This window comes from Winogradskya consettensis (assembly GCF_018332715.1).
Taxonomy (GTDB): Bacteria; Actinomycetota; Actinomycetes; order Mycobacteriales; family Micromonosporaceae; genus Actinoplanes; species Actinoplanes consettensis.
In genome coordinates this window covers 253,518-277,845 of sequence record NZ_BOQP01000017.1, presented here as the reverse complement: position 1 = coordinate 277,845, position 24,328 = coordinate 253,518, and the positions used below count along the sequence as shown (strand labels likewise).

Below are 24,328 nucleotides of genomic sequence, written 5' to 3'. Positions count from 1 at the left end.
ACCCGTCACGCATTGACCATCCTGAATTAAAGGCCATAGGCTGCCGATGATCGGTACGGATGGCAGGGACGGGAAACGGGGACATGATGCGAGTTCCGAAGCTCGTGACCGGTGCTCTGGCGGTCGCGCTGATCGCCGCCCTGAACCCCCTGATCAGCGGGCCGCCCGCGAGTGCCACGTCCCGCGCAGGGTCGTGCGCCGGTGATCCTGCGGCCCACCTGGGCGGCGTACCCACTCCTGAGAAGTTTCTGGGCTTTCCGCTCGGCATCGGCCAGCAGCGCGTGGTCACGAACACGGAGATCAGCGGCTACCTCAGCGCGGTGGACAGGGCGTCCGACCGGGTGGTGAGCGGTGTCATGGGGACCAGCGTGCTGGGGCAGCCCCTGCCGTACGCCGTGGTGTCCAGCGGGCGCCAGGCCGACCGCCGCACCCTGGACGAGATCGCCGGCGAGATCCGCGGCCTGCGCGACCCGCGGACGCTGAGTGCCGCCAGGGCGCGCCGGATCGCCGCGGACCGCCCGGCCATCGTGTGGATCGCCGGGAACGTGCACGGCGGCGAGACCAGCGGCGCCGACGCGGCCCTCAAAACCCTCTACGAGCTGGCCGCGGGCGCCTCCTGCGCGGCGCGGGAGCGTACCGACAACCTGATCACGGTGATCCTGCCGACGCAGAACCCGGACGGACGTGACGCCGTCCGGCGGCAGAACGAGTACGGCTTCGACCTCAACCGGGACTGGTTCGCGCGGACCCAGCCGGAGACCGACAGCAAGGTCGAGCTGATCCGCAGGTTCCCGCCGCAGGTGTTCATCGACGCCCACGAGATGGGCGGTCAGCAGTACTTCTTCCCGCCGAACGCCGACCCGATCCACCACGAGATCGCCGCCGAACCGGTCGACTGGATCAACCGGATCGGGGCGGCGAACCAGGCCGCGTTCGGCTACAACGGCGCCTGCACCGCCACCGTGACGAGCGAGTGCTACTTCAACTACGACACGTACGACCTGTTCTACATGGGATACGGCGACACCGTGCCGTCCACGGGGTTCGGCGCGGCCGGGATGACGTACGAGAAGGGCAGCGCCTCAGCCGTCCAGGACCGGGTGCAGCAGCAGTTCACCACGCAGTGGACGACCCTCGGCTGGGCCGCCGCCCACAAGCGCGAGGTGCTGACGAGCTACTACAAGATCTGGACGGACGCGCTCGCCGAGGGCCGGGCCGGTGCGCTGGAACCCAACGAGGTCGTCCAGCCCGAGAACACCGTCCAGTTCCCGGTGCCGGACGTCACGATCAAGTCGTACTTCCTCATGCCCGGGCGCCAGCTCGCCGACGTGCGCCGGCTGGTCGAGCGGCTGCGGCGGATGGACGTCGAGGTCTATGAGATCAAAAAGCCGTTGACCGTACGCCATGCGCGTATCTTCGGCGGCCGGACGGGATCGAATGTCACCGTGCCGGCGGGGGCGTACTGGATCCCGATGGAGCAGCCGCAGAAGCATTGGATCCAGGCGACGCTGGGCGAGGACCCGTACGCCCCGTTCCCGTACTTCTATGACGTCTCGTCCTGGAGCAACCCGCTGCTGATGGGCGTCGATACGATCTACACCGGCGACGACGTGCGCCCGCGTGCCGAGCAGGTCGAGCGGATCGAGGGCGGCAGGTCCTCGGCGGCACCGCGCAACGGCTCCTACTCGTTCCGCGGCGACTCCGCCTCGGCGGCCCAGCTGACCTTCCAACTGCTCGGTCAGGGCGTTCCCGCCGTACGCGACGGCGTCCTGGTCCGGCTTCCGGCGGCCCGAGTGACGCCGGCGGTCGACCGGCTCGCCCGGTCCCTCGGTGTCACCCTGACCCCGAGCCGGAGTCCCGCCCGGGGGACCGCGATCGTGCTGCCCGACGTCGGGCTGTTCCGCGGCACCGGCATCACCACCACGTCCGGTTCCTACGGCGAGGCCCGCTACGTCCTGGGTGCGCGGTGGGGTCTCGACCTCACCCCGGTGACCACGGCGGACATCAACGACAACACGGCGGCGTTCACCGGGCGTACGGTGCTGATGGTTCCCGACGGCAGCAGCGCGACCGGCGGCCTCACCGCGGCCGGGCAGGCCAACCTGCGGAACTGGATCGCCCAGGGCCACACCTACGTCGGGTTGCGCAACGAGGGTACGAGGGTTGCCCGAGCTGCCGGCCTGACGTCCACCACCGAGAAGGCGAAGCCCGCCGACTACCTGGTGATCGGCTCGCACCTGCGGGTGGACGTCGACGGGAGCAGCCCGGTCGCGCTGGGCCGGCCGGCCGAGGACTTCGAGTTCAACAACGGCGACGCGATCCTCACGCCGAGCACCACCGGCGTCAACGTCCTGACCTATCCGGGCGGCGACACGTTCTGGTACAACGGCTACACCGTGCACGCCGACGCCCTGAAGGGCACTGCGGTGGTGGTGGACGAGCCGACCGGCGCGGGGCGGGCGGTGCTGTTCGCGTTCGATCCGCTGTTCCGGGCGTACAACGAGAGCGGTCTGCAGCTGGTGGCCAACACGCTGCTCTACCCGGCCTCGGCAACCCGGGCCCCGCTGGTCGCTCAGCCGGCGCGGGACGCGGCGGCAGCTCAGCCCGCCCCGGCAAACCTCGGCGGCGAATGGCGCCCGGGCCGCATCGAGGTGGCCACCGCCGATCTCGCCCGCACCCGGCTCGTGGTCGGCCGCTACACGAGCACCGCCACCGTGTCGACGGCGGGCGGTTCGGCGTACCTGACGATCCCCAACCCTGCCGGGCTCCCGTTCGACGAGCACCCGTTCCTGCGGAACCTGATCGCCGACCTGCGCGCCGCCGGCATCCCGCTGCGCTCGGTGGTCGGCTGAACGTTGCACCCGTGCTTCGGCCGCGAGTCGGGCCGGTGAACAGAATGAACGCAATGGTGCCCTGAGGTGAGACGCAGACCACAGTCTGCGGCATGGCAATCGAGACCACCGCTCCGGCCAGGCGGGACCGCACGCACTTCCTCTATCTGGCGGTGATCGCTGCCGTCCTGCTCGGCATCGCCGTCGGATTCCTCTTCCCCGACTTCGCCAAGGAGCTCAAGCCGATCGGCACGGGCTTCGTCAACTTGATCAAAATGATGATCGCCCCGGTCATCTTCTGCACCATCGTCCTGGGCGTCGGCTCGATCCGCCAGGCCGCCCGGGTCGGCAAGGTCGGCGGGCTCGCGCTCGGCTACTTCCTGCTGATGTCCACGGTGGCGCTGGCGATCGGCCTGGTCGTCGGCAACCTCATCCACCCCGGCTCGGGCCTGCACCTCACCCCCGACGCGGCAGCGGCCGGTCAGAAGGCCGTCGGCACCACCGGCGGCGAGGGCACGGCGGACTTCCTGCTCGGCATCATCCCCACCACCCTGGTGTCGTCGCTGACCGAGGGATCGGTCCTGCAGGCACTGCTGGTCGCGCTTCTCGTGGGCTTCGCCATTCAGGCCCTGGGTACGCGTGGAGAAGCCGTCCTGCACGCCGTCGGCACGTTCCAGCGCCTCGTGTTCAAGGTCCTGTCCATGATCATGTGGCTGGCCCCGATCGGCGCGTTCGGCGCGATCGCGGCGGTGGTCGGCGAGACGGGCATCGACGCCCTCAAGAGCCTCGCGCAGATCATGCTGGGCTTCTACCTCACCTGCGCGATCTTCGTCTTCGTCATCCTGGGCACGCTGCTCTGGCTGGTCGCCCGGATCAACCTGTTCGGGCTGCTGCGCTATCTCGGCCGCGAGTTCCTGCTGATCCTGTCGACCTCCTCCTCGGAATCGGCGCTGCCCCGCGTCATCGCCAAGATGGAACACTTCGGCGTCAGCAAACCGGTCGTCGGCATCACGATCCCGACCGGCTACTCCTTCAACCTGGACGGCACGGCCATCTACCTGACGATGGCCTCGCTCTTCATCGCCCAGGCCATGGACAAGCCCCTCTCCGTCGGCGAACAGATCTCCCTGCTCCTGTTCATGATCATCGCCTCGAAGGGCGCCGCCGGCGTCACCGGAGCAGGCCTCGCCACCCTCGCCGGCGGTCTCCAGAGCCACCGCCCCGAACTCCTCGACGGCGTAGGCCTCATCGTCGGCATCGACCGCTTCATGTCCGAAGCCCGAGCCCTCACCAACTTCGCCGGCAACGCCGTCGCCACCGTCCTCATCGGCACCTGGACCGGCGAATTCGACCGCGACCGAGCCCACCGCGTCATGAGCGGCCAAGAACCCTTCGACGAATCCACCATGGTCGACGAGGACCACCACGACGCCCCTGCCCCGGTCCCGGCCGCAGCCACCACCGACAAACCCGCCCCCTGAGACCACCACCCCGCCGCGCGTTCCCAACGCCCCCGCGCGGCGGGGTGGGCCCCTCAGCAGATCGACCGGCGATCCTCTGCTCGGTGCTCACCCTCACCGCGGCAAGCCGCGCAGACGAGGACCCGATGACCATTGAGCGACAACGATGACGCCTGCGGCGACCTCGGCGACGGCACGGCCGTCCGTACGAACCCTCACCACCCACGAGGGCGCGGAGGCCTCCAGCCGCCGGGACATCTCTGCACCACGGATCAGGTGCGCGTCGAGTTGGGTGCCGATCTCCCGCGCCTGCAACCGGCCCCGGGCCGTGGAGTCGTCGGCCGTCAGGAGCGCAGCGGTGATGCGTGGAGTGCCACCCACGGCCCTGCTGATCATGTCGGCCTCCAGAACGGAGACCGTGTTGGTGTAGACCAGTCTGCGATAGCCGAGCGCAGCGTAGTTGTGCCAGATCGCGGTCAGATTCGACTCCGTCAGCTTCCTGCGGGTGGGGTCGCCGGGCGGCGCAGGGTATGCCTGGTCGAGGTTGTCTCCCTCGACAAGACAGTGAGCGATCCCGGCGGCCTGCAGCTGTGCCGAGATCTCCCACCCGACGGTGGTCTTCCCGGCCCCGGCCCGGCCCGCGATGAGCAGGACCTCGGGCGGCACGATCTGCGTCATGGGGCCTCCTCGTCGGTGACGCGCTGGGACAATCGTGACCTGGTTGCCCGCAGCGTGCCTGTACGTTGTGATTCGCAGCCTCACCTGGGGTGACGGACCCGGCGGCGCCGGATAATCTTCCGGGAACCCGGGAGGAACCGATGGCCGAAACGACACGACTGCGGGCCGACGCTCAGCGCAACCGCGACCAGATCGTGGCCGTCGCCCGGATCGTGTTCGCCGAGGTCGGGCCCGGGGCGCCGATGGACGAGATCGCGCGGCGGGCCGGGGTCGGTGTCGGGACGCTCTACCGGCGGTTCCCCGACCGGGGGTCGTTGCTGCGGGCCGTGGCGCTGGAAAGCCTCTCGGTGATCCTAACCGACGCCCACGCCGCGATCGGTGAGGAGCCGACCGCCTGGGACGCGCTGGCGCGGATCGTCCGTCGGGCCGTGGGCCTGCGGTTCAGTACGCACATGACCATGATGGACGAGCACACGCGGCGGGCCTTCAAGGAGGCGCCCGACTTCCGGCGGACCCGCGCCGCGGTGATCGGCGTGGTCGAGCAGCTCGTCGAGCGGGCTCAGGCCGAGGGTTCGATGCGCTCCGACGTCGGCGCCGGTGATGTCTTCGCGGTGGTGTCGTTCCTGCTCAAGCCGCCGCCGAGCCGGTCCGCGGAGCTTTCCGACCTGCTGATGCGGCGCTGCCTGGCGCTCATTCTGGACGGTCTGCACTCCGGCGGGCGCAGCGTGCTCCCCGGCGAGCCGGTCAGCGTCGCCGATCTCCACCTGGATTCCTGAGAACCGGCACCGTCGACTCTGGACGAATGTCCGTATTGGGGGTTAGTGTCGGCGAGGAAACGGAAGGTTTTATTCCGTTTGTAATCGATCTTCAGCGATGGAGGCCCTCGATGACCGCTCCCGCCCTGCAGACCACCCGCCAATGCCCGTACGCGCCGCCAGAGGAGCACACCCGCATCCGGGACACCGACTCCGGGATCTCCCGGGTGACCCTGCCCAGCGGCCAGGTCGCCTGGGCCCTGAGCCGGCTCGAGCACATCCGGGCCATGCTCACGGACCCTCGGTTCAGCTCCGACCGCCGGGATCCGAACTTCCCCCGGTTCACCCGCGAGCAGCCCTCCTTCGACATCATGCGCCGGTCGATCATCCAGATGGACCCGCCCGAGCACGGTCCCGCCCGCAAGGCCGTGGTCGGCGAGTTCACCGTGCGCCGCATGGCCGGGCTGCGCCCGCGCATCCAGGAGATCGTCGACGAGCACATCGACGCGATGCTGGCCGGGCCGCGCCCCGCCGACCTCGTCCAGGCACTCTCCCTGCCGGTGCCGTCCCTGGTCATCTGCGAGCAGCTCGGCGTGCCGTACCACGATCATGATTTCTTCCAGGTCCGTAGCTCAGCCCTGCTGAGCCGCGCCACCACCGCCGAGGGCAGGAGGCAGGCGGTCACGGAGCTGTGCGACTACCTCAAGGACCTCATCGCCAAGAAGGCCGCCGAGCCGACCGACGACCTGCTGGGCCGTCAGCTCGCCCAGGGCAACGACCCCGAGGACGTCCTGTCGCTGGCCTTCCTGCTGCTGATCGCAGGGCACGAGACAACCGCCAACATGATCTCGCTCGGCGTCGTGACGCTGCTGGAACGCCCGGAGGAACTGGCGGCACTGCGTGCGGATCCTGCGCGTACGCTGCCCGCGATCGAGGAACTGCTGAGGGTCTACACCATCGCGGAGTTCGCCAACTCCCGCGTCGCCGTCGAGGACGTGGAGATCGGCGGCGTGACCATCCGCGCCGGCGACCCCGTCCTGGCCATGAGCAACGCGGCGAACCACGACCCCGCGGCCTTCGACGACGCGGACGAAATCAAGCTCGACCGGGGCGCCCGCAACCACGTCGCCTTCGGCTTCGGCATCCACCAGTGCCTCGGGCAGAACCTGGCCCGGATGGAGCTGCAGATCGTCTTCGACACGCTCCTGCGTCGGATCCCGGGGCTGCGGCTTGCCACGCCCGCCGACAAGCTGTCGTACAAGGATGATGTCCTGATCTATGGCATCCACGAGGTGCCCGTGACGTGGGAGGACCCGGCATGACCGCGATCGTGGCGGATGTCGGCCGCTGCGTCGGAGCGGGCCAGTGCGTCCTGACCGACCCCGACGCGTTCGACCAGAGCGAGGAGGACGGCACGGTCATCGTTCTCCAGGACAGCCCATCGGATGACGAGGCGCTGAAACGTGCCCAGGTCGCCGTCGACATCTGCCCGAGCCGCGCCCTGTCCCTGACGCAGTAGCCGTCCGCTCGGCCACTGTGGCTTTTGTCCGCTCTTATCGGCGGCCCGGATCAACGCGGCAGCAGAACGTCACGTCCGATCACCGCCAGACATGCGATACCCCGGCGCCGCAGGATTTGCGTCATGAGCAACGCACTTGAGGGCAAGGCAGCGCTGGTCACCGGTGGGAGCCGGGGTATCGGTGCGGCGGTGGCGGTGCGGCTGGCCCGGGACGGCGCCGACGTGATGCTGACGTACCGCGAGGACACCGCGAGCGCGGAAGCGGTCGCGGAGCAGATCCGCGCCATGGGCCGCAGTGCCGTGGTGGCGCAGGCCGACAGCGGTGATCCGGGGGCGGTGGTCGCCGCCGTGAACCGGGCCGCCGGAGAGTTCGGCCGGCTCGACATCGTGGTGAACAACGCGGGGGCGTTCCTGCTCGGCGCGCTGGAGGATCTGGGTCCGGAACAGTTCGAGCGGACCGTCGCGGTCAACATCCGGCGCCGTTCGTGGCCTCGCAGGCGGCGGTCCGCCATCTACCCGCCGGTGGGCGGATCATCACCATCGGCAGCAACGTGGCCGAGCGCACGGTCTTCCCGGGCTTCACTCTGTACGCGACGAGCAAGGCCGCGCTCACCGGCATGACCAAGGCCCTCGGCCGTGAGCTCGGCCCCCGCGCCATCACCGTCAACCTGGTCAACCCCGGCCCCACCGACACGGACGCCAACCCTGCCCACGGCCAGGACGCCGCGGCCATCAGCGCGCTCACCGCCCTCGGCCACTACGCCGACCCGGGTGACATCGCGGCAACCGTGGCATTCCTCGCCGGCCCGGAAGCCCGCTACATCACCGGCGCCACCGTCAATGTCGACGGCGGCTTCACCATCTGACGCCCTCGACCCCCGTCCCCGGCGGCCCGATCACCCAACCCACCCAGGCGGACGGCAGTCCGCCCCAATCAGCCGCCGCCCGCCCGGGAAAGCGCCCGCCCGGGAAGGTGCCCGCCCGGGAAGGTGCCCGCCCGGGAAGGTGCCCGCCCGGGAAAGCGGCCACCGGCTCACATCAGTGCAGCCCCGCCCGGAAGCGCCGCGGTCCGCCGGCCCGGGGAAGCGGAGGCCGGGCGGGCCCCCACAGTCGTTACGGCAGGAAGTCGGCGAGGGTGGGGTGGTCGCCGTTGGTGTGGGCGGTCAGGAGGGCGGCGAAGCGGTCGGCGGGCATGATGGTCAGGCCGAGTTCCTCGGCCTTGGCGGCCTTGGTGCCGGCGCCGTCGCCGACCACGACGAGGGCGGTGCGTTTGGAGACCGAGCCGGAGGATTTGCCGCCGAGGTGTTCGACGGCCTCGTTGCCCTCGTTGCGGGTGAGGCCCGGGACCGAGCCGGTGACCACGACGGTCATCGGGGTGCCGTCCTCGTTCTGGAGCGGCAGGCGGGGCCCGGCTGCCGCAGCGCCGGCTCCGTCGTCGGAAGCAGCGGCGGCTGCTGCGGCGGCGACTCGCTCCGCGTAGGGGGTGACGCCGGGCTCGGTCGTGGTGACACCGCGGGCGATCAGTTTGTCGATCACGGGGCCGAGGTCGGCGAGCTCGGCGTGGATCGTCGCGGCTCGTTCGGGGCCGACCGCCTCGACCTCCTGGAGCTGCTCGACGGTTGCGGCGCGCAGGTCCTGCATCGAGGCGAAGTGGCGGGCGAGGCGGCGGGACATGGAGCGGCCGGTCATCCGGACGCCGAGGCCGGTCAGGACGCGGGACAGGGGCTGGGTGCGGCTGGCATCGATGGCAGTGACCAGTTTCGTGGCGGAGGTGCGGCCGAGGCGGTCGAGCTGCTCCAGGGTTTCGACGTCCAGGTCGTAGAGGTCCGCGGGGTCGGTGACGTGGCCGGCGGCGACCAGGGCGCGGATCACCTTGTCGCCGAGGCCCTCGATGTCCATGGAGTCGCGGGCGGTGAAGTAGGCGAGGGACTCGACGGCACCGCAGGCCCGGCCCTGCACGCAACGCCAGCGTTTCTGCGACCGGTCGATGTCGCCGCCGCAGCGGGGGCAGACCTCGGGAGGGGTGAACGGCTCGGCGCCGTCGGGACGCACGTCGAGCTTGGCACCGGTGATCTCGGGGATGACCTCACCGGCTCGGCGCACGAAGACGGTGTCGCCGACGCGGACGTCACGGCGTACGAGATCGTCGAAGTTGTGCAGGGTGGCCGAGGTGACCACGACACCGCCCACCTGGACCGGCTCGAGCACCGCGACCGGGGTGATCACGCCGGTCCGGCCGACCTGGACCTCGATGCCCAGCAGCTTGCCGGTACGGGTGTCGGCGGGGAACTTGTGCGCGATCGCCCAGCGCGGCGCCCGGCTGGAGGAGCCCGCCGCGTCCCGGTCGGCCGGGTCGTCGGCCTTGATCACGGCGCCGTCGATGTCGAAGCCGAGCGTGCCACGGGCCGCCCCGAGCGCGGCGATGGCGGCGAGCAGCTCGTCAACCGTCGAGCACAGCGGCATCCCCGTGGGCGAACCCGCGGTCGTCGCCACACCGAGCTCCGCGACGGCCGCCATCGCCGCCGAGTGGAAGAGCCCCTCACCACCCGGCAGGTCGTGCACGCCGTACGCGAGGAACGACAGCGGCGCCACATACGCCCGGTCCTGCGCGCGCAGCGTCCCCGCGGCGGCGTTGCGCGGGTTGGCGAACGGCTGGCCGCCGTGCGCCGTACGCAACTCGTTGGCCCTGGTGAAGTCCGCGTCGGTCATGAAGACCTCGCCGCGCACCTCGACGGTCACCGCCCGGGCCAGCTCCCCGGGCAGCCCGGCCACCGCCGCGGCCTGACCCGTCACGTCCTCCCCGGCCCGCCCGTCACCACGCGTGGCGACCTGCACCAGCCGCCCGTCGACGTACCGTGCGGCGATCGCCATGCCGTCGATCTTCGGCTCGACCGTGTAACCCCGCGCGGGCCGGCCCAGCACCCGCTCCAGCCGCGCCGCCCAGGCGTGCAGCTCATCGGCGTCGAACACGTTGGCCAGGCTCAGCATCGGCGTGCTGTGCTCGACGTCCCCGCCGGCCACCGCCCCGGCGGCGACCACCTCGGTGGGGGAGCCGGCGACGGTCCACCCGGGCTCGGCCACCTCGGTCGCGGCCACCCGCGCCAGCAGCGCGTCATAGGTCGCGTCATCCATCGCGAGATCCTCACCCGCGTAGTACGACGCGGCCGCCGCCCGGATCTCCGCGATCGCGGCGTGATACTCCTCGGCGCCCGTGAACGGCGCTGCATGCGCGGCATCGACGACGGGGGAGACCGCCGGGGTGGTCGTGGACATGCGCACTCGTTTCCTCGATCTTGCGGGACCTGTCCTTTCTACGCCACGGGTACGACAGAACCGCTCAGCGCCGCCAGATCCGCGCCCACTGCGACGCCGCGCCCGGATCGCCTCGCCAGGTGCCGGGCCCACCCGCTTGCACGCCGCAAACGGCACACGCCCGGCCCAGCCGCCCGCCCACCGTCCCGCACGCCACACATTGCCCGTCCGGGTCGGCAGCGAGAACCCGGCGCACGACGGTCGCGAGCGGTGCCGTGGGATGACGCTCGGGATCGGGGCAGTACGCGATCGCCTGCCCGTCCGACAAATTCCGGGACCGGGGGACGCGCCGACCGGTCGCTTTCTCCCGGCGTCTTTCCTGCTCGTACGCCAGCCGCGCAGCAACCAGCACGTCCCGCGCCGCGCTCAGCTCGTCGATCGCGCGCTCCAGGGAAACGGGATCGTCCTCGAGCCGCCGCGGGATCCGGGCCGAGACAACAAGGTGATGCCACGTGGCACGGAATCCGTACGGCGCGAAGTGCAGGGTGCACTCCCGCAACGCGTGCAGCCTCCGTAGCGGCGCCGGCCCCGGATCGCGTACCCGTCGGGCCTGTGAAGGAAAGCTGGTCACCGAGCAACCGTGCCCGGATCCGTTGCCTGGCGCCAGCGGATTGCGATCGTCGTGACCGGGAGTGTGGTCCGCGTCCTGCCGGTGCCTGTCTTACCCGTGGGACCATCCGGTGGTTGCGGGCCATCGCCCGCTGTTGGGGGGATGAGTGCTGTGAAGTTGCATGACGCGATCACCGGGCGGCTGCGGGAGTTCATCGACGCGCAGCCGATGTTCTTCGTCGCGACCGCGCCGGCCGGGCCGCAGGGCCACGTGAACGTCTCGCCGAAGGGGATGACCGGGACGTTCGTGGTGCTGGGCGAGCACCGGGTGGCGTACCTCGACTATCACGGCAGCGGGGCCGAGACCATCGCGCACCTGCGGGAGAACGGCCGGATCACGATCATGTTCTGCGCCTTCCAGGGCGCGCCGAACATCGTCCGGCTGTACGGCACGGGCCGCGTGGAAGAGGCCACCGCCGAGAAGCTGGCCCTGTTCCCGGAGTCGCCGGACCAGCGCGCCGTGCGAGCGGTCATCGAGATCGACGTGCACCGGATCAGCGACTCGTGCGGCTATTCCGTGCCGTTCATGTCCTACGACGGTGACCGGGACACGCTCCTGCGCTGGAGCGAGCGCAAGAGCGACGACGACCTTGCCGACTACCGGCGCAAGAAGAACAGCACCAGCATCGACGGGCTCCCGGCGATGAGCTGAGGCAGGGCCTCAATGCGCGACCGGGAAATCGAAGTAGGTGTCCGGGTAGGGCTCGCCGGCGAGGGTGTAGTGCCACCACTCGAGGTCGAAGTTGGTGAAGCCGGCGTTGGTCATGGCCTGCTTGAGTGTGAGGCGGTTGGCGAGTGGGGCGCCGGTGATGCGGGGGTCGAGGGTGTTGGCGAGGGTGTCGAAGCAGTCGTAGCCCGTACCCATGTTGATGGAATTGTCGGGGAAGCGGGCGCTCACGGGGTTGGTGCAGGGCTGGAGCGGCTCGCCGGGGAGGTATGGGCGCTGCGGCTTCGGGGGGAGTTTGACCAGGGTGAGGTCGAGGGTGCTGCCGCGGCTGTGGCCGGAGCGTTCGGCGATGTAGCCCAGGTCGAACAGGACCGACTTGTCGAGCGTCGGGTAGAACTCCGCCTTTGTGAGGGTGTCGTCTAGGTCCTCGGCCCAGGCGATGAAGTCGTTGACCGCGCGTTGCGGGCGGTAGCAGTCGTAGACCTTGAGGGTGTAGCCCTGACGGCGTACCTCTCGCTGGGCCTTGATCAGAGCTGTGGCGGCCTCGCGGGTGAGGACGCAGAGGGGTTCCTGGTATCCCGCGACGGGGCGGCCGAGGAAGTTGTGGGCCGTGGCGTAGCGGATGTCGTGCAGGATCGACGGATCGCGCTGCGAGACCACCACGAAACCGGGTGGGAGCGACGACGGCCGGATCGATGACAGGCGGAGCGACGACGGGAGGGGAGCCGCACTGGCCGTGCTCACCGGGGCGAGCACGGCCAGGGCTAGGAGAACGGCTGCGGCGACGCGTTGGAGCCTCATGCGGACAGTTATACCGGAGATCGTCCGCTGTGGATGGTGGCTACTTGCTGAAGCCCGCGGTCAGGCCGCTGAGGAGCTGGCGGCGGCCGATGGCATAGAGGATGAGGATGGGCAGGGTGGTGAGGACGACCGAGGCGGCCACGGCGGGGACGTTGACGCCGTACTGACCCTGGAAGTCCCAGAGGGCGAGGGGCATGGTGCGCTGGTCGGCCGACTGGGTGAGGATCAGCGGCAGCAGGAAGCCGTTCCAGATGCCGAGCCCGTTGTAGATCGTGACGGTGACCAGGGCGGGGCGGGTCAGCGGGAACGCCAGGTGCCACAGCGTGCCCCATTCGGTCGCGCCGTCCATGCGCATGCTCTCGAACAGTTCTCGGGGCACGTCGCGGATGAAGTTCGACAGCACCAGGACCGACAGCGGGATGGAGAACGCGATCGAGGGCAGGATGATCGCGAGCAGGGTGTCGTACATCTGCAGCCGGATGATGATCAGGTAGACCGGGATGATCACCGCCTGCAGCGGGATCGCCAGGCCCATCAGGAACAGCGAGTTGGTCAGCCTGAGGAAGCGGCTGCGGCGCCCGGCGCGGATGATCGCGTACGCCGCCATGAAGCTGATCAGCACCGCCGGCAGCACCGCGCCGATCGTGACGATGACGCTGTTGACGAAGTACCGGGCGAAGTCCGACTCGATGACCAGCCGGTAGTTGGACAGGGTCGCCTCGGACGGCGGCGCCAGCGGATTCTGCACGTAGTAGTTGCTCTGTTGCTTGAAGCTGGTGATGACGATCCAGTAGACCGGCAGCATCACGACGAACAACCAGAGCCAGGACAGCGAGCCGCCGAGCCAGTTGAGGTTACGCGACCGGCGGCGCTGGGGCGCTGCGGTCTTCTTGTGCTGCGTGGGAACGACCGTGGTCATGGTGGCCAACGTCAGGCTCCTTCGAGCTGGCTGTCGTCGCCGCTGCCCCCGCCGAGGCGGCGCAGCACGAGGGCGAGGACGAGACCGGTCAGGACGAGGATCACCGCGATCACGCTGGCGGGACCCATCAGGCTGGCCTGGAAGCCGCGCTGGTACATGTCGAGCGCCAGCACCGAGGTGGCGTCGGCGGGCCCGCCTGAGGTCAGGATGAAGATGAGGTCGAAGAAGGTCAGCGAGCCGACCACCATCAGCGTGGACGAGGTGATGATCGTGTATTTGAGCTGGGGCAGCGTGATGCTGAGGAACTGGCGGAACCGGCCGGCACCGTCGATCTGCGCCGCCTCGTAGAGCGAGGCCGGGATCTGCCGCACGCCGCCCTGGTAGATCAGCGAGTGGAACGGGATGAACTGCCAGGAGACCACGAAGACGACGACACCGACCGCGAGTTTGCTGTCACCGAGCCAGTCCTGGGCCAGGATCGGCAGCCCGAGGCCGGCGCCGATCCCGAAGTTGGGGTCGAGCAGCGCCTTGAAGGTGATGGCGATGGCGGCGGAGCTGAGCAGCAGCGGGATGAAGTAGAGGACGGCGAGGAACTCCCGGTAGCGCTGGTGACCGGCGAGGAATACCCCGATCAGCAGGCTGAGCGGGGTCTGGAAGATCCAGGACAGTCCCATGATCAGGAAAGTGACGCCGATGGTGTGCAGCAGGCCGGGGTCTGCCAGCACCGCGCGCCAGCTGGTCAGCCCGCTCGGGTGCACGGCGCCGAGGCCGTCCCACGTGGTGAAGCTGAGGGCGAGCACGCCGAGCAGCGGCACCACGGCGAACGCGAGGAACATCAGCAGGGCGGGAACGGCCATCCAGGTGACGCGGCCGCTGCGCCCCCCGGTGTCGGTGGAGGGCGCAACCACCCGCACAGGGGGCGCAGCGAGCGACGTCATTTCCCGATGACCCCGTTCATGGTGGTGATGAACTGGTCGGGGCCGATGTTGAGCTGGAAGAACTTGGCGATGGTGTCCAGCAGCGTCTCGGCGGCGGTCGGGCTCAGCGCCTGGTCCCAGGACTGCGCGAAGACCTTCGCGTTGACCGAGGTGTCGTAGACGAACTTGAGGAACTCGGGGTCCTTCGACGCGGCGATCTGCGTCTCGGTGCCCTTGACGATCGGCACGGAGCCGGTGTCGAGGAACGACTTGATCTCGGTGTCGTCGAGCACAGCGCTCTGGAAGAACTTCTTGGCTACGTCCTTCTGCTCCGCGGTGGCCTTGGAGGAGATGGCGAGATACTGCCCGGGGTTGCCGACGGTGTCGCTCGGGTCGCCCTTGCCGCCCTCGACCGCGGGGAAGTTCATGTAGCCGAGCTTGCCGCTCTTGACGAAGTCGCCGCCGTCGGAGGCCATGCTGCCGTAGGTCCAGGTGCCGTGCAGCATCATCGCGGCCTTGCCGGTGTAGAGCAGCGCCTGGTCGGCGTTGGCGTCCGCGGCGATCGAGGAGAAGCCCTTGATGAAGCCGTCGGCCTTGATCAGCTCCTGCATCTTGGTGAGCGCGAGCTTGGCGGACGGGTTCGACCAGGCGTCCTTCTCACCCTCGAAGACGGCCTGGAAGACCTCGCTGCCGCCGATGCGGTCGAAGAGGAACTCCAGCCACATCATGTTGGTCCAGCGGGACTGCCCGGCCAGCGAGAACGGCGCGACCTTCTTGGCCTTGAAGACCTCGACGAGGTTCATGATGTCGGCCCACGACTGGGGCGGCTGCGCTCCGGCCTTCTCGAAGACCTCTTTGTTGTAGAACAGGACGATCGGCGCGACCGTCTCGGCGGGCATCGCGTAGATCTTGTTGTTGATCGTGGCGGCACCGAACGAGGTCGGGAACAGCCGGTCCTTGACCGCGGCGTTCTCGGTGAACCACGAGGTGAGGTCCTCGACCTGGCCGGCCTCGACCCAGCTCTTCAGGCCGCCGCCGCCCCAGCCCCAGATCAGGGTCGGTGCCTGGCCGGCGCCGAGGGCCGTCTTGATCTTCTGCTTGTACGCGTCGTTGGCGAAGGCGTTCGGAGCGATCTTGGTGTCGGGGTTGGCCTTGTTGAACCGCTCGACGGTCGCGGTGCGGATGCCCTCGTTGGGCTGACCGGTGAGGTACCAGTAGCTCGCCGCACCCTTGCTGTCACCGCCGCCGCCACCGGTGCTCGGACCGGAGCTGCCGCAGGCCGCCAGGGTGGCGGCAGCGCTGGTGCCTGCTACCAGGGTGAGGAAGTTACGCCGGGAATATGAGTTGCCTGCCACGTTGGTCTCCATGCTCTTTAGCCGCGGTAGTGCGGCGAAACTGGCACCGGAAGTTTCGAAATGAGGCCGTAAGTTATCGAGAGATTTCGTTAACGTAGGGTTTCGGCGCGAGTGTGTCAAGGGTCTCAACGGCCTTCGTGCCGACACACGAAAAGCCGACTTCGCGACCGGTGGGACCGCTCCCATGGAAGGGCCGAAGTTGATCACGCAGATGTTTCCGGATCACCGAGAATGCATCCCGGAAGTTTCAGATTCGGGCAGTCGTCCCACGCCTGATCAGCGAGGTCGGAAGCTCCATGCCGTGTACGGGCACCACGCCGTCGTCCCCTGCCAGGCGCAACACCGTCCGGGCGGCCAGCCCGCCCATCTCGAGCAGCGGCTGGCGCACCGTGGTCAGCGGGGGTGAGGACCACCGCGCCTCGGGCACGTCGTCGAAGCCGACCACGCTCACGTCGGCGGGCACCCGCAGGCCCCGCCGTCGCACGGCCTCGCAGGCACCGAGCGCCATCTGATCACTCGCGACGAAGAGCGCCGTCGGCGGGCGCGCCTGGGCCAGCAGTTCGGTGGCCGCGGAGAATCCGGACTCATGGTAGAAATCGCCTTCCCGGATCAGGGCGGGATCTGCCTCGAGCCCCGCGGCCTCGAGCCCGGCCCGGTACCCGTCGAACCGCGCCCGGCTGCACAGCACGTGCGCCGGCCCGCCGATGAAACCGATCCGCCGATGTCCAAGTTCGATCAGGTGTTCCGTGGCGCCCAGCGCGCCGGCCCAGTTCGTCGCGCCGATCGCCGGCACGCCCGCCCCGGCCGGGGTCACCGGATCGACCAGCACGAGCGGGACGCGCAGCCGCGACAGCTCGGCCAGGACCTCGACGCTGAGCACGGCGTTGGCGGCGATCACCCCGGCCGCCGACCGGGTCCGCAGGTTGCCCAGCCAGCGCTGCCACGCGATCGGGGCACGATGCACCGCCGAGACCACCGTGCCGATCCCGGCGGCCCGCGTCACGTCCTCGATGCCCCGGATAACCTCGACCGCCCACGGGCAATAAAGATCATCAAAGACCACATCGACCAGGAGGGTACGCCCGGAGCGCCGCGCCGCCCGCCGCCGGTAACCGTTCTCCCGCAACGCGGCCTCGACCCGGATCCGGGTCGGCGCCGACACGTCCGGGTGCCCGTTGAGCACCCGCGACACGGTGGGAACCGACACCCCGGCCGCGCGGGCGACAGCCGACATGGTGACGCGCCGCCCATCGTCCACTGTGCTCACCCGGGTTCCGGAAGTTGCGGTTCACCAGCTTTCCTTCCGGAAGGTATTGAACGAATCGATTGCAGTCAACCTGTTCACGTGCCACCGAAACTTCCGGCCGATCGTCCGGTCAGGTTCCATCCATGGATTCTTCGCCCGCCGGACACGCCACGGACCCGCTCGATCTCTTAGATTGCCATCGATCTATCTCTTCGATCCCGTGGGAGAACGCATGTCCGTCAAGGGCAGGATCGCCGCAGCCCTGGCCACCGCCGTGACCGTCGCGCTCGGGGGTGCGGGTCTGCTCGGGCCGGCCCCGGCACACGCCGCGGTCAGCCGCGCCGCGCTCGCACTGCGCTGGGCGCCCATCCACTACCAGGACGTGGACGCCACCGGCAGCCATGCGCTGGCCGGCAGGTCCGACTACCTCACCAAGGTCGACTACGACGGCGACCTGAACGGGCGCAACAACTGGGACCGCGCCGCGGACTCCGACGTGTCCTTCGCCGCCAACGTCTACTACTCCGTCGTGGAGACGAGCAGCCACTGGTTCGTCACGTACTTCTTCTTCCACCCACGGGACTGGGTCGACCACCCGTTCTTCGAGACGGAGCACGAGAACGACGGCGAGGGCCTGATGCTCTCGATCGAGAAGGACGGCACCGACTACGGCGTGCTGCGCGCGATGGTCACCGTGGCGCACAGCGACTTCTACTCGTACACCCCGTCAGGAAGCTCGTGGACCAACGGCCGGGAGACGATCGACGGCACCGTGCAGCTGCAGTCCTCACCGCACGACGCGTTCCAGCACCCGGTGACCGCCCAGGAGGTGCAGGGCCACGGCCTCAAGGCCTGGCCGCAGTACGACATCAACGGCGACGGCATCGTCTACTACCCGTCGGGCACGGCGGAGACCCCGAGCAGCACCAACGACCGCGACGTCCGGTACGCCCTGATCGACATCTTCGCCGACGGCGGCCTCTGGGCGCAGCGCGCCAACAGCAGCCTCTTCGCGTCGCTCGGCACCTTCGCCGGTGACACCTCGGGCGACTGCGGCGTGGGAACCTTCTCCTGCGGCACCAACTCCGCGAACGCCCCGTGGGGCTGGGACGACGGCAACGACCTGCCCGGCCGCGGCGAGATCGCCACCGACCCGGCGAAACTGTCGGCGGAGTACTACACGATCCCGGGCACACTGTCGCGGGCGTACGCGTACAACCCGTACGGCAGCGCGGCAGAGGCCCTGAAGAAGGCCGCCGAAACGCTGCCCCGCACGATCGACTAAACGGTTTTCGGTGGGGCTGTGCTGTCGCGGACGACGAGTTCGGTGGCCAGCTCCACCCGCGGGGTCTCGATGTCACCGCCCTGCGCGAGCCGCAGGGCGGTGCGGGCCGCGAGCCCGCCCATCTCGGCCAGGGGCTGGCGGACGGTGGTCAGCGGGGGAGAGGCCCAGCGCGCCTCCGGCAGGTCGTCGAAGCCGATGACACTCAGGTCGTCCGGCACCCGCAGACCCCGGTGCCGCGCCGCCTCGTAGACGCCGAGCGCCATGGTGTCGCTGGACGCGAACACCGCGGTGGGTGGCTCCGGCATCTCCAGCAGCGACATGCCGCTGGTGAAGCCCGACTCGTAGAGGAAATCGCCCTGCCGGATCAGGCTCTCGTCGGAGTGCTCGAGCCCCGCCCGGTACCCGTCGAGGCGCGCCCGGCTGCACAGCAGCTCCTTGGGGCCGGCGATGAACCCGATCCGGCGATGCCCGAGCGCGGTCAGATGCCGCGTCGCGGACAGCCCCCCGGCCCAGTTCGTCGCCCCGATCGTCGGGATGTCGAGCGGCGCGCCACCGGCCGGATCGACCACCACCACCGGGATGTTGAGCCGTTGCAGCTCGGCGTACACCGGGGTGGTCAGGTCGGAGGTCACGAAGATCACGCCGTCGGACTGCCGCGCGTACAGATTCTGCAGCCACTGCCGCGTCGCCGCCGACTTGCGGTGCACCGCCGACACGACCGTCCCCACCCCGGACGCGTGCATGACATCCTCGACCCCGCGGATCAGCTCCACCGCCCACGGACTGTCCAGGTCGTTGAACACCAGGTCGACCAGCGCGGCCCGCCCCGGCTGCTGACGAGACGCCCGCCGCCGGTACCCGTGCTGTTTCAGCAACTTCTCCACAAGCTCCCGGGTCTGCGGGGCGACGTCCGCCCGCCCGTTCAGCACCCGGGACACGGTCGGCACAGAGACGCCGGCCTCACTTGCGATCGCGGCGATGGTCACGCGGGCCACGGGCCCCTCCTCGTAACTTTCGGAACCGAGGACCGGAAGTATTCCACAGGTTGCGCCCCATGTCCGATCCCAGTTTCGGGCACTCACCGATTCACCCGGTGATCCGCTTCCGGCTGGCGGTCATCGCGGCGTGCACCCTCTCATCCGTACGCATCGCAGCATCGGCATCCCCGATATGGAACCCGGCCCGACGCCGCCCCGCCACCCACCGATCCAGCCGGTCGAGGACGGGCCGCGCGTACGGTTCCATCTCCGCGAACACCCGCAGCACCTCGGGCGCGTACACGTCGTCGGACAGGTATTCCGGCAGGACCTCCAGCAGTTCAGCGGCAACCCCGGGACCCTCGTGCATCCACAGTGCGCGGGCCGACTCCACCTGCCCGGCCCCGGGAACGCCGAACAAGCTCCGCAGCTGCCGGTGCTGGCGAGCGGTGAGCCCGGCGTGCCCGTGCTCGGCGATCCAGGTCAGCATCGCCGAGGCGGCCCGGCCACGGTGAGGCTGCTCCGGGCGCGCGGCGAGGTACCGGTCGGCCACCTCGCGGTCCGACGTGATGGTGAGCAGCGCGAACACCGCGCTTTGAATCGGATACCGCAGCAGCTCGGGAACGGCCGCCGCGGCACCCGGGCCGATCCGTCGCAGGACGTGGATCGCCCAGTCCGGGGTGTCGTTCTCCGCTCCCTGAAGCCTGGCGATGAGCTCCGGCACCGCGGCGGCCGAGCCCGGACCGAACGCGGCCAGCACCCGCATCGGCATTTCCGGCGCGCACGATGCCGGAAGCGCGGCGAGGATCTGCCGAACGGCTGCCACCGGTTCCCGCGGGTCGGCGCCGGCGGCGGCAACCGCCCGGAACGCTTCCAGCAGCCGGGGGTCGTCGCTGCCGGCGACCATCAGCCGTACCAGCTGGGGTAGCGCTCGGTGGTCGCCGATGCTGCCCAGCGCGACAGCGGCCACCGTGCCGAGCTGCGGGTCGTCCAGCGTCGCCACGAGGTCGTCGGCGGCCAGCCGGGACGCGGTCAACGATGCCGCCAGGGCGTGCAGAGCCGCCGGCCGTACGTCCTCCGCGTTCAGGAGACCGGTCAGCGTCGGCGTCAGCCGGTCCGGCGCGGCGCGCCACTGCCGCATCGCCTCGACCGCCATCCGTACGCCTTCGACCCTCATCGGGGTCCTCTCGGCCGGGCTCGTCAGACGTCCCACCCAGGCGTAACAGTCCTCCTCCCGGTCGAGGCCGTTCAGCGCCCGCGCCCAGCGCTGCCCCGGCGTCAGCGCGAGGCGCGATCCCGGCGCGTCCAGAACTCCGGCGCAGACCTCGAGGTCTGCGCGGACCGAGGCATCCAGCGCCGCCGAATCCTTGCCCATCATGGCGAGGGTGGCGAGCAGCCGGACACCCGGAACAGGATCCGACCGCAGGCGTTCCAGGACGTCGTGCCCCTGCGGGACGTCGTCCCAAGCAATGGCGTCCACGAGAGCGATCCGGACATCGGGGTCGGTCGAGGAGTGCAACGCTGCCATGGCTCGCGCGGGTTCGGCGGTACGCGCCGGTAACGTCGCTGCGGTACGGCGTACGGGTGGATCCACGTCTTTCAAAGCAAGCGCGACGTTGTCTGCCACCACGGGCCAGCCGGGTTCCTGGAAGGACAACTCATCCAGCAACGTCAGCGCGGTCCGGCGTACTGATGCGCGGTGGTGGGTGGTGAAGGTCAGCAGGCGATCGGTCAGCGGGCCGTTCCGGTCGGCCCGGATGAAGTGGAAGATGTGGGACCGCGACTCGCTGCCGGGGAGCAGGACCTCGCCCGAGGTGATGGCCGCTTCCAGCCATTCCCATTTCGTCGGCGATGCCGGCCGCGTCACGAAGGCTGCCGGGTCAGGCTGAACAGTTCGCAGGTCATCGAGTAGTAGCGGTCCGTCCGGCCCTGCCCGGTCATCCCGAGGCGGCGGCAGACGGCCTGCGAGGCCTCGTTGCCGGGGTGGGTGACGGCGAAGGTCTCCTCGAGGCCCGCCTCGAACGCGTAGCGCAGGACCGTCTGCGCCGCTTCGCCCGCGTAGCCGTTGCCCCACGCGTCGGGGTGGAAGAACCAGCCGATCTCGGTGTCGCCGGTGCCGTCCAGCTCCACGAGCAGCAGGGCGCCGAGCAACTGCCCACCCTCGAGACTCTCCACAGCCCAGACGCCGCGTACGCCGTCAGCGCGCCCCCGCCAGCGCCCGATCTGCGCCCGGGCCTCGTCGAGGTCGGCGAGCACCCGCGGCTCGGGTCCGATGTAGCGCTGGACCTCCCACCGTGAGCACATGTCGAGGACAAAAGGGGCGTCGTCGTCGTGCCATTCGCGCAGGAGCAGGCGCTTCGAGCTCAGGGGAAGCATCGACGAAGAGTATTGGGACGCGCGGCCCGTCACAGGACGGGCCGCGCCGTGGGTGTTCCAGGTTTCAACCGTTGACCGTGATGGTCAGCGCCGCCGTGTAGCCGGCAGTGGTCGAGCCGCTGACCGTGGCCATCTCGCGGGCCGCGAGGTCGTCGCCGAAGACCATGTCGGACGCGAGGGTGATCCGGCTGAGGTTCGTCACGCTGGCGCTGTACCCGGTGGTCTGGTAGACCGCCGCCGACACGTCGCGGGGCAGGGCGATCTGCGAGGTCTTGACGATCGGGCCGCTACCGCTGGTGGCCGCCGTCAGTGACGAGTAGACCTCGAAGTGGATGTGCGGCCACCGCCCCGAGTAGCAGCCGGGGTAGATGCTGGTGAAGCTGACCTTGCCGGTCGCGTCGGTGGCCTGGATGCCGCGCAGATAGTTCTGGTTGGTGACGCCGCTGGAGTACATCGAGTAGCGGCCCTCCCGGTCGCAGTGCCACGCGTAGACGGCGGCACCGACCAGCGGCGCGCAGCTGAGCTTGAGCACGGTGAGCGAGAACGTGAGCGGGATGCCCCCGGCCACGCCGCTGGCGGTGCCGAACGACGAGCGGATGTCGCTGCGCACGACACCGGAGACGGTCCGGATCTGCGGGCCGTTGCTGCCGTCCGCGGGGTACGGCCCGGCGGTCTCCGACTCGACCTCGGCCGCGCACGCCGCCTCGGCCGGGGACTGGTCGAGCAGCAGCCTGCCGCCGACCGCCGTCAGCACCCCGGCGCCCCCGAGCGCCGTCAGCATTCTGCGCCGCGACATCGTCCGCAGATCGAACTGCAGACCCTTGTCGTGTACTTCCCGGACGTACGCGTCGTTGTCGATCGTGGCTTCGGTGGGTTCCTCGATCATCGTCGTTTCTCCTGTTCGCCGTGGTTCCGGAACGAAGCAGGCAGTGAAACATCGAAATCTATGAATGGACTATGAATCGGGTGTCCCAGGCCACTTCTGGCAGATCCGGCACGTTTCAGGGGTGGCCGGCTCTTTTCAGGAGTGACCGGTTCTTTCGGGATTGACCGGCTCTTTTCAGGAGTGGGCGGTGGACAACTCCGACCAGACCGCCAGGGCGACCTCCTCGTGGGGCAGGTTGATGCCGGCGAAGGCGCTCGGCATCGGGTCCTCGACGAGCAGGTGGTGCCGCACCGCCAGCTCGACCAGCTCCTGCTGCTCCGGGGTCAGGGCGGCGAACCGGGCGTCGTCGCCCAGCGGGCCCTGCGGGAAGAGCGTGCCGATCAGCAGCTCGACGACGTTGTAGTAGAAGCCCTCCGCGCGGTGGTGGCGGAGCTGGTCGAGCAGGATGCCGGGCAGGGCGGGGTTGTCGGCCGGGGCGAGGGTCTCCAGGGACCAGCAGGCGCCGGCGGACGGCCGGCCGTGGAAGGGCCAGTCCTCGATCGGGTCGTCGGGCTCGACCAGGCAGACCGCGAGCTCGGTGAGCAGGGCGTGGTCGGGGGCATCGGTGAGCTGGGCGATCGCCATCAGGGCCGCGAGGTGGGCCAGGCGGTGCGGGGCGTCGCGCCACAGGGTCAGGGCGCTGAGCAGGGCCGGGTCGCCGGTCTCGCCGCACTGACCGGCCGCGACGCACAGCGAGGCCGCGACCATGGGGCTGGTCTCGGTGGTCAGCCGCGCGACCAGGGCGGGCACGGCCCCCGGCGCCGGGTGGGCGGCGATCAGGTGCGCCGCGCCGATCCGCAGGCGCGGGTCAGGATCATCAAGAAGCTTCACGTACGCCGTGAGCCCCGCCCCGACCGCCTCGTATGCCCGCAGCTGCCACCGCCGTCCATCGGTCTCCGGGGCGACGATCTCGCCGAACTGCCACGGATAACGCTCGGCCGGGTCGGCGGGCCGCCGGGTCAGCCGCCACTCGAAACGCTCCCGGGTCAGCTCGACCAGCGACGGCCCGGCGGCGCGCGTGCGGTGCCGGGGCAACTCGTCGTTGTCGGAGATGAGGGCGAGCAACTCGTACGCCTCGTGCCGCCCGGTTGTCTCCGTGTCTGCCAGGATCTCGATCAGGAACGGGACCGCCGCCGCGCTGGCATCGTATTTCGAGCCCTGATGGGCGAGCATGTGCCCGAGCTCGGACCGGGCGAACCCCCGCCGCGCCACGTCGGGCGAGCGCAGCGCCGCCAGCAGCTCGGGAACCTCGGTCGCAGGACCATACGCGCACATGAGCGAATCGAACACCGCGTGAACCTAACAGCCGGGTCCGACAGAAACCCGGCGCAGCGGACGACCACGGGCGACCACGAAGCGAGCAGCCCGAGCGCCTCGGCGCTCGGCGAGCCGGGCTCAGCCGTATAGATGGTCAGCATGAGCCCCGGCTCGGAGCGCAGATCGAGGCTCTCCCATGCAAGGGCCAGGTCTCCGACGACGCGGTGATGGGACACATGGCCAGTTCAGGACCTGCCCGCCCGCCTCAGAGCAGGCGGCCCGTTCAACATCCGCGACTTCACCTCAGCCTACGGCGGCGACCACCACGGCTACGCCGGCTACCCCACCCTCCCGTAACGGCTCACCCCGCGTGCCGTAACCGCTTTCGCCGCCCGCTGTGACCCGGTCATCCCGCTCCGCAGCGATCGGGCTTCGACTC

At 69.8% G+C, this 24,328-nt stretch carries 20 protein-coding genes and 2 pseudogenes; 8 read left to right on the top strand and 14 right to left on the bottom strand.

Annotated features, from left to right (window positions below; all coding sequences use genetic code 11):
* Nucleotides 1–83 precede the first annotated feature (83 nt).
* Complete coding sequence (locus tag Aco04nite_RS18410) at nucleotides 84–2,852, top strand: M14 family zinc carboxypeptidase (protein ID WP_244876091.1); 2,769 nt, start codon at nucleotides 84–86, stop codon at nucleotides 2,850–2,852.
* 92 nt (nucleotides 2,853–2,944) lie between these two features.
* Nucleotides 2,945–4,312, top strand: a complete 1,368-nt coding sequence (locus tag Aco04nite_RS18405; protein ID WP_212998446.1) for a cation:dicarboxylate symporter family transporter — start codon at nucleotides 2,945–2,947, stop codon at nucleotides 4,310–4,312.
* A 93-nt stretch (nucleotides 4,313–4,405) separates the two neighbouring features.
* On the opposite strand, the gene Aco04nite_RS18400 is transcribed toward Aco04nite_RS18405, so the two are convergent.
* Nucleotides 4,406–4,969, bottom strand: a complete 564-nt coding sequence (locus Aco04nite_RS18400) for an adenylyl-sulfate kinase (protein WP_212998445.1) — start codon at nucleotides 4,967–4,969, stop codon at nucleotides 4,406–4,408.
* Nucleotides 4,970–5,109: 140 nt separating this feature from the next.
* On the opposite strand from Aco04nite_RS18400, the gene Aco04nite_RS18395 reads away from it, so the two are divergent.
* The 4 genes and pseudogenes from Aco04nite_RS18395 (at nucleotide 5,110) to Aco04nite_RS18380 (ending at nucleotide 8,109) form a co-directional block, all read left to right on the top strand.
* Nucleotides 5,110–5,745 carry a TetR/AcrR family transcriptional regulator gene (locus Aco04nite_RS18395; RefSeq protein ID WP_212998444.1) on the top strand — a complete coding sequence of 212 codons (636 nt, stop codon included), beginning with the start codon at nucleotides 5,110–5,112 and terminating at the stop codon, nucleotides 5,743–5,745.
* A gap of 110 nt (nucleotides 5,746–5,855) precedes the next feature.
* Nucleotides 5,856–7,046 carry a cytochrome P450 gene (locus Aco04nite_RS18390; RefSeq protein WP_212998443.1) on the top strand — a complete coding sequence of 397 codons (1,191 nt, stop codon included), beginning with the start codon at nucleotides 5,856–5,858 and terminating at the stop codon, nucleotides 7,044–7,046.
* On the top strand, nucleotides 7,043–7,243 hold the full coding sequence (locus tag Aco04nite_RS18385) for a ferredoxin (RefSeq protein WP_212998442.1): 201 nt from the start codon (nucleotides 7,043–7,045) through the stop codon (nucleotides 7,241–7,243). The genes Aco04nite_RS18390 and Aco04nite_RS18385 overlap by 4 nt, the downstream gene beginning before the upstream one ends.
* A gap of 123 nt (nucleotides 7,244–7,366) precedes the next feature.
* Nucleotides 7,367–8,109, top strand: a pseudogene (locus Aco04nite_RS18380) (SDR family NAD(P)-dependent oxidoreductase).
* A 247-nt stretch (nucleotides 8,110–8,356) separates the two neighbouring features.
* Here the strand turns inward: Aco04nite_RS18380 and ligA are convergent.
* Nucleotides 8,357–10,516 carry an NAD-dependent DNA ligase LigA gene (gene ligA, locus Aco04nite_RS18375; RefSeq protein WP_212998441.1) on the bottom strand — a complete coding sequence of 720 codons (2,160 nt, stop codon included), beginning with the start codon at nucleotides 10,514–10,516 and terminating at the stop codon, nucleotides 8,357–8,359.
* Between the two features lie 64 nt (nucleotides 10,517–10,580).
* Nucleotides 10,581–11,126, bottom strand: a complete 546-nt coding sequence (locus tag Aco04nite_RS18370; RefSeq protein WP_212998440.1) for a hypothetical protein — start codon at nucleotides 11,124–11,126, stop codon at nucleotides 10,581–10,583.
* Between the two features lie 141 nt (nucleotides 11,127–11,267).
* Between Aco04nite_RS18370 and Aco04nite_RS18365 the strand changes: the two genes are divergently transcribed.
* Nucleotides 11,268–11,816 (top strand): pyridoxamine 5'-phosphate oxidase family protein, encoded by a 549-nt coding sequence (locus tag Aco04nite_RS18365; protein WP_212998439.1) that lies wholly within the window; start codon nucleotides 11,268–11,270, stop codon nucleotides 11,814–11,816.
* A 9-nt stretch (nucleotides 11,817–11,825) separates the two neighbouring features.
* Here Aco04nite_RS18365 and Aco04nite_RS18360 read toward each other — a convergent pair whose 3' ends face one another.
* The 5 genes from Aco04nite_RS18360 to Aco04nite_RS18340 form a co-directional block, all read right to left on the bottom strand.
* A complete protein-coding gene (locus Aco04nite_RS18360; protein ID WP_212998438.1) occupies nucleotides 11,826–12,632 on the bottom strand; it encodes a M15 family metallopeptidase in 807 nt (268 codons plus the stop codon).
* 40 nt (nucleotides 12,633–12,672) lie between these two features.
* Nucleotides 12,673–13,551 carry a carbohydrate ABC transporter permease gene (locus Aco04nite_RS18355; RefSeq protein WP_212998437.1) on the bottom strand — a complete coding sequence of 293 codons (879 nt, stop codon included), beginning with the start codon at nucleotides 13,549–13,551 and terminating at the stop codon, nucleotides 12,673–12,675.
* An 11-nt stretch (nucleotides 13,552–13,562) separates the two neighbouring features.
* Complete coding sequence (locus tag Aco04nite_RS18350; RefSeq protein ID WP_212998436.1) at nucleotides 13,563–14,489, bottom strand: carbohydrate ABC transporter permease; 927 nt, start codon at nucleotides 14,487–14,489, stop codon at nucleotides 13,563–13,565.
* On the bottom strand, nucleotides 14,486–15,823 hold the full coding sequence (locus Aco04nite_RS18345; protein WP_212998435.1) for an extracellular solute-binding protein: 1,338 nt from the start codon (nucleotides 15,821–15,823) through the stop codon (nucleotides 14,486–14,488). The genes Aco04nite_RS18350 and Aco04nite_RS18345 overlap by 4 nt, the downstream gene beginning before the upstream one ends.
* Nucleotides 15,824–16,070: 247 nt before the next feature.
* Nucleotides 16,071–17,057, bottom strand: a complete 987-nt coding sequence (locus Aco04nite_RS18340) for a LacI family DNA-binding transcriptional regulator (protein WP_212998584.1) — start codon at nucleotides 17,055–17,057, stop codon at nucleotides 16,071–16,073.
* Between the two features lie 244 nt (nucleotides 17,058–17,301).
* On the opposite strand from Aco04nite_RS18340, the gene Aco04nite_RS18335 reads away from it, so the two are divergent.
* Entirely contained in the window at nucleotides 17,302–18,354 is a 1,053-nt protein-coding gene (locus Aco04nite_RS18335; RefSeq protein WP_212998434.1) for a hypothetical protein, read from the top strand.
* Here Aco04nite_RS18335 and Aco04nite_RS18330 read toward each other — a convergent pair.
* From Aco04nite_RS18330 to Aco04nite_RS49650, 6 genes and pseudogenes are all read right to left on the bottom strand, one after another.
* A complete protein-coding gene (locus tag Aco04nite_RS18330; protein ID WP_212998433.1) occupies nucleotides 18,351–19,349 on the bottom strand; it encodes a LacI family DNA-binding transcriptional regulator in 999 nt (332 codons plus the stop codon). The genes Aco04nite_RS18335 and Aco04nite_RS18330 overlap by 4 nt on opposite strands.
* 91 nt (nucleotides 19,350–19,440) lie before the next feature.
* Nucleotides 19,441–21,198 (bottom strand): hypothetical protein, encoded by a 1,758-nt coding sequence (locus Aco04nite_RS18325; RefSeq protein ID WP_212998432.1) that lies wholly within the window; start codon nucleotides 21,196–21,198, stop codon nucleotides 19,441–19,443.
* A complete protein-coding gene (locus tag Aco04nite_RS18320; RefSeq protein ID WP_212998431.1) occupies nucleotides 21,195–21,707 on the bottom strand; it encodes a GNAT family N-acetyltransferase in 513 nt (170 codons plus the stop codon). Before Aco04nite_RS18320 ends, Aco04nite_RS18325 begins: the two co-directional genes overlap by 4 nt.
* A 64-nt stretch (nucleotides 21,708–21,771) precedes the next feature.
* Complete coding sequence (locus Aco04nite_RS18315; protein ID WP_203835941.1) at nucleotides 21,772–22,593, bottom strand: intradiol ring-cleavage dioxygenase; 822 nt, start codon at nucleotides 22,591–22,593, stop codon at nucleotides 21,772–21,774.
* A gap of 174 nt (nucleotides 22,594–22,767) precedes the next feature.
* On the bottom strand, nucleotides 22,768–23,922 hold the full coding sequence (locus Aco04nite_RS18310; protein ID WP_244876090.1) for a HEAT repeat domain-containing protein: 1,155 nt from the start codon (nucleotides 23,920–23,922) through the stop codon (nucleotides 22,768–22,770).
* Between the two features lie 80 nt (nucleotides 23,923–24,002).
* Nucleotides 24,003–24,125 (bottom strand): annotated as a pseudogene (locus tag Aco04nite_RS49650) (MmyB family transcriptional regulator); the annotation flags it as partial.
* Nucleotides 24,126–24,328: the final 203 nt, after the last annotated feature.